The sequence below is a fragment of the Levilactobacillus sp. genome, assembly GCF_022646225.1.
In the GTDB taxonomy this organism is placed as follows: Bacteria; Bacillota; Bacilli; order Lactobacillales; family Lactobacillaceae; genus Levilactobacillus; species Levilactobacillus suantsaiihabitans.
In genome coordinates this window covers 358629-372236 of record NZ_JALCJA010000002.1, presented here as the reverse complement: position 1 = coordinate 372236, position 13608 = coordinate 358629, and the positions used below count along the sequence as shown (strand labels likewise).

Sequence of the window (13608 nt, the reverse complement as noted above, 5' to 3'; positions counted from 1 at the left end):
ATTCTTTTTAAAAGTCAATGGTTTTTTGACACCGTTTTCATTTTTCGTAAATTAATTAACTTCTGAATCCGCCTCCTTCAGGGTCTGATCCCGCTTCAACCGCTTTTGTAATTCTGCCACAATCTTTTGGTGCTTGGCTTCCGTCAGATCGACCTTGAAATAGAACAGAAGTGCCGCTAGAATCAGCAAGACGATGGGAATGTAGAACATAAATAAGTTAAATTGCGAGACCCCAGCCGCCGTAATATCAGACGGCTTGGCATTACCTGTCATCCCCGCCACAACAGCGACGATGCCCACAATCCCGTTAGAGGCAGCCCCAGCGAGTTTATCGATCAAAGGCCGAACTGACAGCGTAACGGATTCATTGCGGACACCATTAACCAGCTGACCATATTCGACACTGTCGGTAATCGTCATCAGCGTGGCCAAGAAAATCAACGGGTAAGGGAAGAAGTAAAACGATACTGCCAGCAGGACCAATCCGAGATTTTGCCCAGCTAGCAGAAAAATCACGTACCCAACCAGCATAAAGGCAATCCCACCAATGTAGATAGCCCGACGGTGAATCAGCGTTTCCAGTGTGGGGAATAGACCCACAGAAATGACACCGAGAATACACGTGATGACACCAACCCAAGTATAGGCCGCTGCGTTACCCAATCGATAAGTAAAGTAATACATCAACAGCGAATTGGTGACCACGTAACTGAAGGCAAATAGGAAGTATGAGGCGGCCATCCACAGCAATTGCTTATTGTGACCAATGGCCCGGAAAATATCGGATACCGTCGTGTGCTTCACGTTGGCCCGAATCAGATTATGTTCTTCTTTGATGTTCAGGCAGGTAATCAGCGCACCACCCACACACAACAAGGCCACGATCAAGACGTACCCGGTCCAACCAGCACGGGTCTGTTGACCATAGGGCACCTTAGAAATCAGATGTGAAAACAGCAGAATCGCCGGTGTAATAATGACAATGACGATCTGTGCCCCCAACGTTGACCCAATCCGTGAAGCGGTCCCAAATTTCGTTCGGGTCCGGTTATCCAGGCTAACGGCTGGCAACATCGACCACAACGCAATATCGCTAAACGAATAAAAAACATCGATCATCAAGAATGTAATCGCTACCAAGACTAAGTAAAAAATCGGACTGTTCCAGGCTAAACCAAAGTAGTCTGAGAACAGAAAGACCAAGCCGATAGCCGCTACCACGGATCCAATCATGATCCACGGTCGGAATTTTCCCCAACGGGTATTCGTATTATCAACGATGCCCCCAATCATCGGGTCAAACATGATTTCACCAACCCGAATCACGACAACCATCGTGGTCACGATTCCGACCATCTTTTCGTCGCCGCTGTTCGTAAACAGCTGACTCGTCAGAAACATCATGAAGTAAATACTCAGCGTATTGTAAAACGCATCATGACCAAACGTTCCTAACGCATAGGAAATATACTTTTTCACCACAAGCACCTCTCTAAGTTTGCTCACATTGTTTTATAAAATCGTTTTATAAAACTAATTCGATTGCTATTATATCTGCAAACGTTTTCGGGCGCAATCCTTTTTCCCTATAATTATTCATTTCACAATCAGTCCAATTTAACAGAATTGTCGATTGGCTAGCTGTTTTTGTCCTATACCATCAAGAGAATTATTTTTCAATTCTTTTCAATTGATCATTTATTTCAATAGCTAATTTGTCAAAATCACTGGCAAACAGCCTCCTAAAGATAGCGGTTACATTATTTTACAAATCGACTTTCTTCTGCCCAATTTGTGCTACACTGTAGGGTAATAACAGATGGTTGTGTCTGAGGATGCCGCTTAACGTCGGATTCTCACCATCGTTACCTACAAAATATGTAAAGGAGTTAGCTATGAGTACCAGTAATATGCAATCCATCAAACATTCCAACTACTCAGACATTTACCATTTACTCTACGACAATGAAAAATTATCTAAGCAAGACATCGCGGATCAGCTGAACTTGAGCCTCCCCACGGTTAGCTCTAACTTGCAAAAATTAACTGAGCAAAAATTAATCGTGAAAAATGGACAATTGAAATCACTCATTGGTCGCCGGGCGACTGCCTACTCGATTGATCCCAACGTCAGCCTGAGTATCGGCGTTGAAATTTTCGCGCACCGGGCAACACTGGCCGTGCTTAACTTAAAAAATGAAGTGATGGCTCTACAAACCAGTAATTTGGACTTTGCCAACGATGATCAATACGCCCAAGCCCTAGCACAGGCCATCCTGACATTGATCCAGGAACACGGTTTTAGTCAAAATCAGATTGCCCACGTCGGTATCGGTATTCAGGGCTTAATCGACGGCGATGGCACCACGATTCTCTATGGCAAGATTCTTAATTGTACCGGCATGAAGGCCGCAACCTTTGCGCAATACCTCCCCTTCCCGGTCACCTTCTACCATGACGCCGACTGCGTAGCCCGTGCTGAATACAGCCAGCATCCCACAGACGGCATCTTCCTTTCGATTGGTGAACACATCGGAACCGCAGTTATCGTGAACGGCCACATGTTGAACAGCCCCAGCGGCCGGAATGGCACCATGGAACACATTACGCTCAATGCCAGCAACGGACCTGTTTGCTATTGCGGGCGGCGTGGTTGCATTGAAACGTACTGCTCCTTGAACTCGCTCCTGCATGAGGACGAATCCTGTACCGACTTTTTTGATCAGCTTGCCCAAGGCGTCCCGGCAGTCAGCCAACGCTTTGACCAATACCTAGATTACCTGGCCGCAGCGATTTACAACCTGCACATGTTCGTGGACATTCCGCTGGTTATCGCAGGAAATCTGACGAAATACTTAACGGCGGAAAATCTAGCTGATCTCAAGCAACGACTCAAGCAGCGCTCTGTCTTTCCGGAAACGGAGAGCTACCTCCGCCTCGGTACCGTCAACAATCATGCCGTTGCTATTGGCGCAGCTATTCCAGCAATTCGGCAACAGCTACAAGACATTTAGCAGCAACTTACCAATACGTGAAAACGACCACCGAGAAAAAACTCGGTGGTCGTTTTTGATGTCAGCCTTACCGGTGCCCGCGGCAAGGCCGATTTAGTTTTTAGCGTCGTCCACACGCTTGATTGCAAGCATTGTTTCATCATACCTTCTGATTGCTTTGACAAACCCAAAAACATAGGCAACCAGAATCAAGAGAATCGGAATTCCAAGAACAACCACCGACGTCTGAACTGTGGTCAGCCCGCCTGACTGAATCAGGATGAATCCCATCAATGATATCGCTATGCCCCAAAATATCTTCAGATAATTGACCCGATGATCATTTGGCAACAGCTCTGATTGATTTACTGACATCTCAGCAATGGAATAAATCATTGATTCGTACTGAGTTACGAATGAGAGAATCACCGCAATCAATCCCAGAATCATCACCAATTTTCCCCAAGGTAACGTGTTCAGGTAAGCGAAGAATGCCACCGGATAACCTTGCGTCTGCAAATCACGCCAGATATCAACATGATGCATCTGAGTAAAAATGGCTGATGAACCAAACGTTCCAAACCAAATGAAGATGAACCCAACTGGCACTAGCAAATTGACCAACACAAACTGACGAATCGTTCGTCCCCTAGCCAACCGAGCCAAAAACAAGCCCGTGATCGGTGCTACTGTTGTCCACCAAGCCCAATAATAAATTGTATTTTTGGCTACCCATCCCGTCTGTTTCACAGGTTCTAAATATAATCCCATTTCAACAAAATTCTTCAGATAGCCGCCAATTGAAGACAACGTATTATTTAAGATGAATACGGATCCACCAAAGATAAACGCCCAAGCCAGTAACGTTGCGAAAACACTCATGTTAATGTTACTGACTAACTTGATACCCCGGTGAATACCGGAACAGGCCGCGTAGATACCGATTATGCCCAATATGGCAATGATAAGGATCTGTAACACCAACGGCTTAATTGCCAACTTAGTCATATAGCGAAATCCCGTTGATAACTGCAATGTCCCTAACCCAACATTGGTTCCCAGTGAGGCCACCAAGACATATAGGCACAACCAATTGACTAGCTGACCCATCCAGCCATTTGCTCGTTCATGCAATAATGGCTGCAATGCCGAATTAAGCGCAAATTTCTGTTTCAAATTCCACAGTGCAAAGGCGAAGCACAGACCCGCTGCCGTGTAAATACCATAAGCCTGAAATCCCCAGTGCAAGTATACATACTGTAGTGCGGTTTCGGCAGCGGCAGCACTATGCGGCAGTAAGTGCGTAAAGGGCGGCGGCTTCATATAATTCGTCAGACCTTCGCTAACACCGTAGAAGACAACGCCTAGAGCCATGCCTGAGGTAAACGTAATCGAAATCCAAGCTGCCATTGACATACTAGGTTGAGCTTGCTTGCCCCCCAACCGAATTTGACCTTGCTTGCCCCAGGCTGCCCACACACAAAACGGGATAAAACTAAAGGTAACCAATGCATAGAGCCAGCTGAAATACCGTTGTGACCATTGAAAGGTTGCATTTACCAATTGTCCAAATTGCTTATGATAAAATACCCCCGCTACAATAACCAACAAAACTAAAACTGCTGGAACTAAAAACACTTTGAGGTCTATGAATTTAAGCCGTTGTTTGAGCCGCATATGCCTACACCTTTCTGAGCATCAGCTAATCTTTTCTAGTTTTGAGGGTTCACGTTCAAAACAATCTTACCGACTAACGTCTTGGACAGAAAGACTTTTTGCGCTTCAACGATATCCTTCAATGGAAATTCTTTAGCAACGACTGGCTTAATTTGACCTTTCTCAATATAGCTAATTAAGTTCGTGAAGGCTTCTCTAGTCTGATAGGTGCTCCCGAATAAACTCAAGTCTTTTAAGTACAGGTTACGTACATCTAAGTCCACCATTGGCCCACCAATAGCACCAACGACACCATATTTACCGCCTTTCTTCAAGACTTCCAACAATTCCGGCCATTGTGGACCAGCAACCATGTCCAAAACAACGTCAACCTTCATCTTACCAATCTTCTCAACAAAGCTATCACCACGTAGCAGAATCTCATCAGCGCCATAACCCTTGACCCGATCTTCTTGCCCTGGGTCACAAACGGCAATGACCTTAGCACCACGAATCTTAACTAATTGAACCAGTGCTGAGCCAACACCGCCGGAAGCTCCGGTGACTAAAACAACGTCACCCTTGTTCACGCCAACCCGAACCACTAAGTTTTCTGCCGTTGAATATGAACATGGGAAAGTCGCCAATTCTCCATCACTTAGATCTGAATGAATTTCAAATGCTTCTGATGACAAGGTCTTGGTGTATTCCGCAAAGCTACCATCACATTCAGAACCAAACGTAATGCATTCCAAGCCCTCATCACTAGCTGGTAGCTCTTGCATCGTCCGAATCAAGACACGTTGTCCAATTCGATCAGGACTGACACCATCCCCAACCGCAACGATAACGCCACTGCCATCTGCCCCTTGGATACGTGGGAAATGCATGGCTTCACCCAGCCAAGTACCATCTTCATGAACGTCTTCTTTGAACCCTTTGACGCCACCGGCATTACTTTCCTCTTTAACCTTCTTACTATACCAACCAGTCCGCGTATTAACATCCGTGTTGTTGACCGCAGCTGCACCGATTTTAACCAAGACTTCACCGGCTTCAGGGGTTGGCACTGGAATATCTTCTCGGTACTCTAATTTATCAAAACCACCATTACCCGTTAAGTAAACACCGCTCATTTTTTCTGGAATATCAGTCATGTTCATTTCCTCCTAGTAGCTCAAAAATTCACAAAATTAATTAAATCTCAATACAGCTATCGGATGCGCATCCCTAACTTGTATTTCCATCTTCGATTATATGCTCCTCATGCTCAGTGACAATCAAATGATAATGAACCTAGAGTTCAATAAATTAAAACGCTTTCACTAAGCGTTGAAGTAGCAATGATTATATGCTACGATTTGCACAAGGAACTCGAAAATATAAAAGGATTTGATAGAATGCAAGAACGCTTTAATCTCGAATACTTGAATACCTTCGTCATTGCCGCTGAAACTAAAAAGTTTAATGTGACCGCTGAAATGGTCTACCGTTCTCACTCTTCTGTCAGTACCCAGATCAAAAAATTGGAGGAGCAAGTGGGCGAACCCCTTTTTATTCGGGAAAAAGATACCCTTACACTGACTCAGGCCGGTGAAACGCTGTATAAATACGCCCAACAAATCTTAGAGCTAAATGATTCCGCATTCAATTCGCTGAACAATGCTGATTGGCAAGGCGCCCTCACTCTTGGCGTTCCCACAGATTATGTTGCCTTTCTCGTCAAAAAAGTCTATCCGACAATCAAACAAGAATTTAACGATTACAATTTTGACATTGTTGCCTCTCGTAGCCGTATCTTACGGAAACAAATGGCTGAAGGGAAAGTTGACATCTCCTTAGTTGCTATGGAACCGCAATATTCAGACGATTACCCCCTCTGGGAAGAGAAAATGTTCTGGGTAGCTAGTCATGATCTAACTCTTGACGCTTCCCAATCCCTCCCAGTTGCGCTATTCTCAGATAATTGCATTGTGAATAACTACTCCTTAAGATGTCTGAAAAAAACTGACGCTAACTTTAAAGTGGTATTTAAAAGCACCATGATGGATAACATTGCTTCAGCGGTACAAGCTGGTGTAGCCGTCTCCTTACTTCCCGAATCGCTCATTACCACTGACATGCGTATTCTCTCCACTGACTTAATCGACTGTCCGTTCAAACTGAAAGTCGGACTAACTAGCAAGGATCAGACACATCGAGATATTGTTCAGCGCCTTGGTCAGTTGATTCGCAGCAAAGTTTTCCTCGCCACAATCCCTGCATAACCAGTAAAGGCATCACCCTAGAAAATCTAGAGTGGTGCTTTTTACTGACTATGCAACATCCTGCGTCTGAACATTAGACTTAACCTTGGTTCCCTGATGAAGGGCTAGCCACAGAATGCCCCCACCAGCAGCGATGGCAATTAAACAACCGATTGCCATGTAAATCCAAATCATATGATAAGCCTGCGTAGCCGGATACTTATCCAGCCAAGCACCAACTTGCGTAAAGACGTATGCATCAGGTAAAAATCCAATAGTAGAAATGATGCCAGCTGCAGTCCCCGTCATCGTAACCGGAATCCGTGCTTCATCTTGCGTGGCATAGTAAACGCCGCGCGTGCCACTAGCTAAGAATCCAATAGCTAAGGTCATTATGATGATAACCACTGGTGCAGACTTAGGGATAAATAGCATCGCTAGCGCACATGGCAATAGCAACGTCATGCCAATCACACAAGCTTTGGCTGAGGACTTCAGCCACTTATCTGCCATGATTCCAAACAGCGGCATAGCAATCACACCAACCCCGTAGGAGCGGAACGTTGCCACCATACTGACAACACCATTTGAGACTCCCATTCCTGTCAAATAGGGCGTCGTGTACGACTGAAGTGAAAAGACTAAGTAAGTGCCAAAAATTAAGAACGAGACTAGCCATAGTCCTGGCGTTTTTAATAGCGCAACATAGTCTGCCTTAGTTATTTTGGCCTGCGGCTGATCTGGCTGGGTATCTTCACGAACATCAACCAAGACGAAAGCTGCCAAGATACTAGTCGCAAAGTAACAAATTGCATAAAATAATAAGACTGACTTCATTCCCAGCTTAACATTCACAAATTGCGCCAAAATAAATGTCGTGGTAATGGGAAGAAGAATACCAAACCCTGCACGAATACCTTCCGCAAAGCCATAATATTTCCCTTGTCCTTCACTACCTCCTAATATCCGAATAATCCGGACATACGCTGCCCAGAAAATCAGCGTGCCATCTAAGGCTAATACAGCATGAATCAATAATAAAATGGGAAAAGACGGCAGAGCCATGTACCACAGAGAGAATAATCCCCCGACAACACCAGAGACCATAATCATTTTCTTCGAACTAATTCTGTCGGCCAAAAAGCCACCAAAAAAGTAACCAACTAAACTAGCGATTCCCACCGCACTAGACAGCAATCCCAGCTGTGTGTTCGTAATGTGCAGTGCACTAATAATCTGATCATAATACACTTCGCGTAAGTAAGGAACGTTGGCAATCGCTCGACCGAAGAATGCTAGTAGTCCAATCATTAGCCATTTTCTAAACGAAGATAATTTTGATAGTTCCAAACAACATCGCTCCTCCCATCAGGGTTTTAATTGCTCACCAAATATCACCGATGGTAAAGCCGTTTTGGAACGGATCCGTATCATCCAAGACCCACTTGTTAAATCCATAAATCCAGCATTGTCCCCCCACAGTAGGCACAATAGCTTTATGACCGTGGATCTCGGTATCTTCAATGGCTCGACCTTCAAATCGAATTCCTAGCAAACCTTCGTTAATGAACGGTTGATTTAATTTCAAGCGTCCCTTGGCATGCTCAATCGACATTAGGGCACAAGTCCCGGTACCACAGACACCTCGGTCTAAGGCACCCTTCCAAGTCTCTGGCTTATCAAAATCAACTTTTCCAGTTGGGTACCAGTTGGAAGTACGCATATAAACATCAGGATCATCTGATGGCTCATGCATCATTGACAATGTAATACCAACTCCTGGATAGTCAGGGTGGTTAACCGGCAATTGATCGATTGCTGCTGTCGTCACTAACGAGGAGATTTTAGCAATTTCACTCCCCATTTCTGGTACCAGATGCAAGCCTTCGAATTGCGTTGCATCAATACAGCAATAGAACATCCCACCCCAAGCAATATCAACTTTGACCTTTCCTAAGTGTGGTACGTCAATTTCTTTGTCTAAGTATACTGGAAAGGCCGGAACATTCTTAAAGGTGACACGGGTTACTTTGCCGTTTTTACAGTCAGCTTTAATGTGAATCAAGCCAGCAGGCGCTTCCAAATCGAATTCACTGACTGGTTCTGTCATTGGAATTTGGCCAGTTTCTAGTAAGGCGGTGGCAACCGCAATTGTATTGCCCCCACTCATCATTGGATATTCCGTTTGTTCCATAATGATATAACCTGCCTTGGCCTTGGGATTTTTAGCAGGCACGATCAAGTTTGCACATGTGGCTGGAATACCTCTAGGTTCGCGTAGCATCAATAGACGGACTTGATCATCATTTTTCTTCAGCCATTCTTCCATCTCATACACAGAATCTCCAGGAATTGTAGGCACACCACTCGTAATAACCCGCATTGGTTCACCTTCGTGACACTCAACTGAATCAAACATTCTCTTGAAAGCCATTTCACATTCACTTCTTTCTTTGGATTTGCTGATAACCAATTATCAATCACCATTCGATGATTGCGCTTTCATTGCTCTGCTGACTTCTTCTATTCCAACTCCCTTCAAAGAACAATTTTTATAAATTAAAGCTTCAATCTCTTATACAGCCCTATTATTATGCTTATATTGTGAATATTCAATCAAATAAAAATGGATACTCCATTCAAAAAAATTGAATACCTAGTACTGACGCACACGTATCTAGCTTCTTTAGCAAATAATTTCTATTGAACTTGTGCATGATCCTACAAGAAGACCCGATCCCGTACTTTCGTTACATGCACAGCAATTTAAAATTTTTCACTAATTTCAAACATCACTTTAAAAAACCATTCACCCACAAAAACGGGCCTGGGATAAAACATCCCAGACCCTTATGCGTCAATTTAAATGGCCGAAACGTGCGCCAAAAGGCAGCCGTTCCACTCTCGTTTAGCAATTTCTATTCCACTGATTAATTCGGAATCGTTTCAACCCACTTCTTCAGCAGGACCACGTTGATGACAGCTTCAATCGCCGCAATGACCAGGAAGCCCACAATGTTCATGCCGAACAGCGTCTGACCGCTAGCACTCATCATGTCGCTCAAGTTATTGAACTCATGCATCATGAAGGCCGCCACGCGCACGACCAGGTAGATGACGATGATGTAGAGCACGGTGTCAATGGCCCGTCGACTGACATTGGGCAGGAAGTTGTTGGTGGCACTGACCACCAGGTGGACCAGCGAAATCGTCGTCCAGCCGAGAACGACCAGCGCGAGCCCCATCAGCCCCAGGCCAATGACAACCTTGATGGCCTCACCCAACGGATAGCGAGGATCCATCAGATCTGCAAATAGGCTGTTCAAGAACTTGGCATCAATCGTACTGGTGATGGCGTAAAGCACGACCTGAATCACACCGAAGTACAGGAACATCAAGAAGGATGATAACAAATTCGTGAGATATAATTTCGTTTCCCCAATCGGAATCAACCGGTAAGTGTCGCGGGTATAAACGTGTTCGTTGGCCACACTCATGAAAATAAAGGCCGCCAGGAACGCCGGTCCCGACCAAGCCGCTGCCACGCCGAAGAACTCACCGCTTTGAATACCGCGGGTCACCACGCTCCACAGTAACGTTCCAGCCATCACGGCCAGTTCGGCCAAGAGGATTTTGTTGGTGGTCCGGAACCGTTCGCGACTCATCACTTGAAAGACTTTGCCAAAACTAGTCATGGCTGACACTCCCTTCATACAAACTCTCGTAGTAAGCTTCAATCCCAATGCCAAATTCTTCACGAATGGCGTCACTGGCCTTATGGGCGTAAATCGTTTGGTCCTTGACGATGACGACCTCGTCTAAAATCGGCGCAATCTCAGCCACGTAATGGTCGGAAATGACCATGGTAGCGTCGGCTGGCTTCCATTTGATAATACTGCTAATAATCTTCTTGCGGCTCATGGAATCGATGCCACTGAAGGGTTCGTCTAGCAGGTACAGCTGCGTTTGCCGCGCTAGGGTCAAGGCGATGACCACCTTTTCCTTCATCCCCTTGGACAGCGCACCCAGCTTCAGGCTGGTGTCAATCTGCAGGAAGGTAACCAGCTCTTCAAAGCGTTGGCCATCGAAATCCGGGTAGACCAGCCGATAAAAATTGGCAACGCGGTCCACTCGGGTGTTGCTCTTGAAGCCCCGCAGTTGTTCGGTGAAACTGACGTGACTCTTGTGGTGGGCAGCCACACTGTCACCACACACGGCGATGGTCCCAGACCCTTTGGCACTGCCCGTCACCAGACGCATCAACGTGGTCTTCCCCGCGCCGTTTTCGCCCAGGAGGCCCACGATTTTACCCGTCTGCAAGGTCAAATCTACATTATTCAAAATCGTTTTCAAATTGTGCTTGTAAGTGAGTTGTTCGATTGCTAACACATTAGTCATTCTGCTGCCTCCTTTGGGCGATAAATCGTTTCAAGCTCTCGATGATTTGTTCATCGGTTAAGTTCAATGCATGTAATTGTTCGTAGACTCGCTCCAACTGCTCCATGACCAAGTGCTCCTTTAACTGGGTAATCCGGGGTTCATCCATCGTGACGAAGTTGCCCTTGCCCCGCTTGGACTCCAGAATACCCTCCGTAATCATTTCCCCGAGTGCGCGTTGCACCGTATTCACGTTGACCGTGAGATCGACCGCTAGCTGGCGAACTGCCGGCAACTTATCCCCGGGTTTCAGCTGACCGGTCATCATTTCATGATAAAGATAATTTTTGATTTGGTAATAAATTGGCACCTTATCATCGAACTGCATTTGTCCTACCTCCCTAGTGTTATATTTCGCTAGTACACTATAACATAGGGACGCAGGTCTGGCAACCCCTCTGTTACTAAAATGAGAACAATCGGTTACAAAAACGCGCCCCAACAGCGTTCGTCGACCAGGACGAATTTTGTTAGGACGCGTTTTTCACTGAAATCCTTAGATTTGACTATCGGCGCTACCAGCTAACCGCCAGTTGGCCCACTCTTGATTACGCCAAATACTGCTTCGTCGCAGCCACAATCTCTTGCAGCCCCTTCTTGGCATCGGAGAAGAACATCTGTGTGTTGTCCATGGCGAACAGTGGGTTTTGCACGCCGGCATACCCGGTACTCATCGACCGCTTGATGACCACGACCGACTTAGATTTGTCGACGTCCAAGATTGGCATTCCGGAAATGGCGTTGCCACTTTCGCGGGCCAGTGGGTTCGTGACGTCGTTGGCCCCAATGACCAAGGACACGTCGGTGCTCTCAAACAGTGGGTTGGCGTCATCCAACTGCTTCATTTGGTCATACGGCACGTTGACATCGGCCAGCAGCACGTTCATGTGTCCAGGCATCCGCCCAGCAACCGGGTGAATCGCGTAATTGACCACGATGCCTTGGTCCGTCAAGACCTTGGCCAATTCGGCAACCTCGTGTTGGGCTTGCGCGGCGGCTAACCCGTAGCCTGGCACGATCATGACGCTGTGGGCGTAGGCCAGTTGTAGGCCAATGTCGTCGGCGGAAGTCTCCTTCACGTCGACAGGCACATCGGCCGCAGCAGCGCCACCGTCGCTATCGCCCGTCCCAAAGCCTCCGGCCAAGATGTTGGCCACGGAACGGTTCATGGCATCGGCCATTTGTAAGGTCAAAATGGTTCCGGCGGCCCCGACTAAGGCCCCGGCAATGATCAGGACCTGGTTGTTAATGACAAAACCAGCAAAGGCCACAGCCAACCCGGTGAAGGCGTTTAACAGCGACACGACCACGGGCATGTCCGCCCCACCGATTGGTAAGGTCATCAGCAGGCCAAAGACCAGACTCATCGCTAACGCCAGCGTGACGTACCAAACGTTGGTCGGCAAGCCGATCACCAGGTAGGCCGAGACCAGAATAGCCAGGACCACGACGATGTTTAGCAGCCGAGCGCCCGGAAAACTGATTGGCTTCCCGGAAACGTGACCGGACAGCTTGCCCGTCGCAATCAGTGACCCGGAGAACGTGATGCCCCCGATGATGACGTCCAGCAAGACTGGTAGCGAAAAGGCCACGCTCAGATTAGCGCCGTCGCCCTTCAACAGATAGTCGAAGATCCCAATCGTGGCAGCCGCGCCACCACCCACGGCGTTGAAGAGGCTGACCAACTGGGGCACGTCGGTCATCGGCACCTTGCGTGCTTTGACGACCCCGTAAAGGATTCCCAGCGCTAGGCCCAGCAACAAGACGATCCAGCCGATGGCATCAATCTTGCCCTCGACCACGATCGTCACAATAATTGTAATAACGGCGAGAAACATCCCCACGGCGGAGAGGCCATTCCCCCGCCGGGCCGTCTTAGGCGAACGCATCAAGTGGACCCCTAAGACGTAGCAGACCGCCGAAACTAAATAAATTAACGCTGAAACTGTTTGTAGCGCACTCATTTCTGCTCAGCCTCCCCCTTCTTCGCGGCCGGTTTCCGGTCAAACATGCCCAACATCCGGTCGGTCACGGTGTAACCACCAGCCACGTTGACTGCGGCAAAGAAGGCCCCGAGAAAGGCCAGCACGTAAAATAGCGCACTGTTGGCTTCCGCGGCAATGACAAAGGCCCCGACCACGACCACGCCGTGAATCGCGTTGGCCCCAGACATCATGGGCGTTTGCAGGGTCGCGGGAATCTTACTCATGACTTCGAATCCCACTAATAGACTGAGAACAAAAATGGCTAAATTCGTAAATAATTCCTGACTCATG

The 13608-nt window shown here is 47.0% G+C and carries 12 protein-coding genes; 2 read left to right on the top strand and 10 right to left on the bottom strand.

Features of this window, described 5'->3' with window-relative positions; all coding sequences use genetic code 11:
- Window positions 1-51 precede the first annotated feature (51 nt).
- Window positions 52-1479, bottom strand: coding sequence for a glycoside-pentoside-hexuronide (GPH):cation symporter (locus LKH74_RS04435; RefSeq protein WP_434737646.1), 1428 nt, complete (start codon window positions 1477-1479; stop codon window positions 52-54).
- 416 nt (window positions 1480-1895) lie between these two features.
- Between LKH74_RS04435 and LKH74_RS04430 the strand changes: the two genes are divergently transcribed.
- The gene (locus tag LKH74_RS04430) at window positions 1896-3014 is read left to right on the top strand and encodes an ROK family transcriptional regulator (protein WP_287788375.1); all 1119 of its coding nucleotides are present in this window, start codon (window positions 1896-1898) and stop codon (window positions 3012-3014) included.
- A 93-nt stretch (window positions 3015-3107) separates the two neighbouring features.
- Here LKH74_RS04430 and LKH74_RS04425 read toward each other — a convergent pair whose 3' ends face one another.
- Complete coding sequence (locus LKH74_RS04425; RefSeq protein WP_287788374.1) at window positions 3108-4670, bottom strand: BCCT family transporter; 1563 nt, start codon at window positions 4668-4670, stop codon at window positions 3108-3110.
- A gap of 35 nt (window positions 4671-4705) precedes the next feature.
- On the bottom strand, window positions 4706-5806 hold the full coding sequence (locus LKH74_RS04420; protein WP_287788373.1) for an alcohol dehydrogenase family protein: 1101 nt from the start codon (window positions 5804-5806) through the stop codon (window positions 4706-4708).
- A 243-nt stretch (window positions 5807-6049) separates the two neighbouring features.
- Here LKH74_RS04420 and LKH74_RS04415 point away from each other — a divergent pair, with 243 nt between their 5' ends.
- Window positions 6050-6916: a LysR family transcriptional regulator gene (locus LKH74_RS04415; RefSeq protein ID WP_287788372.1), complete on the top strand. Its 867-nt coding sequence runs from the start codon at window positions 6050-6052 to the stop codon at window positions 6914-6916.
- 48 nt (window positions 6917-6964) lie between these two features.
- Here LKH74_RS04415 and LKH74_RS04410 read toward each other — a convergent pair whose 3' ends face one another.
- From LKH74_RS04410 to LKH74_RS04380, 7 genes are all read right to left on the bottom strand, one after another.
- Complete coding sequence (locus LKH74_RS04410) at window positions 6965-8245, bottom strand: MFS transporter (RefSeq protein ID WP_135366980.1); 1281 nt, start codon at window positions 8243-8245, stop codon at window positions 6965-6967.
- A 34-nt stretch (window positions 8246-8279) separates the two neighbouring features.
- Window positions 8280-9329, bottom strand: a complete 1050-nt coding sequence (locus tag LKH74_RS04405; protein WP_135366981.1) for a proline racemase family protein — start codon at window positions 9327-9329, stop codon at window positions 8280-8282.
- A 496-nt stretch (window positions 9330-9825) separates the two neighbouring features.
- Window positions 9826-10590: an ABC transporter permease gene (locus LKH74_RS04400; protein WP_135366982.1), complete on the bottom strand. Its 765-nt coding sequence runs from the start codon at window positions 10588-10590 to the stop codon at window positions 9826-9828.
- Window positions 10583-11293 (bottom strand): ATP-binding cassette domain-containing protein, encoded by a 711-nt coding sequence (locus LKH74_RS04395; protein ID WP_287788371.1) that lies wholly within the window; start codon window positions 11291-11293, stop codon window positions 10583-10585. The genes LKH74_RS04400 and LKH74_RS04395 overlap by 8 nt, the downstream gene beginning before the upstream one ends.
- Window positions 11286-11660: a GntR family transcriptional regulator gene (locus LKH74_RS04390; protein WP_135366984.1), complete on the bottom strand. Its 375-nt coding sequence runs from the start codon at window positions 11658-11660 to the stop codon at window positions 11286-11288. The genes LKH74_RS04395 and LKH74_RS04390 overlap by 8 nt, the downstream gene beginning before the upstream one ends.
- A 220-nt stretch (window positions 11661-11880) precedes the next feature.
- The gene (locus tag LKH74_RS04385) at window positions 11881-13296 is read right to left on the bottom strand and encodes an NAD(P)(+) transhydrogenase (Re/Si-specific) subunit beta (protein ID WP_287788370.1); all 1416 of its coding nucleotides are present in this window, start codon (window positions 13294-13296) and stop codon (window positions 11881-11883) included.
- On the bottom strand, window positions 13293-13607 hold the full coding sequence (locus tag LKH74_RS04380; protein ID WP_125575806.1) for an NAD(P) transhydrogenase subunit alpha: 315 nt from the start codon (window positions 13605-13607) through the stop codon (window positions 13293-13295). Before LKH74_RS04380 ends, LKH74_RS04385 begins: the two co-directional genes overlap by 4 nt.
- Window position 13608: the final 1 nt, after the last annotated feature.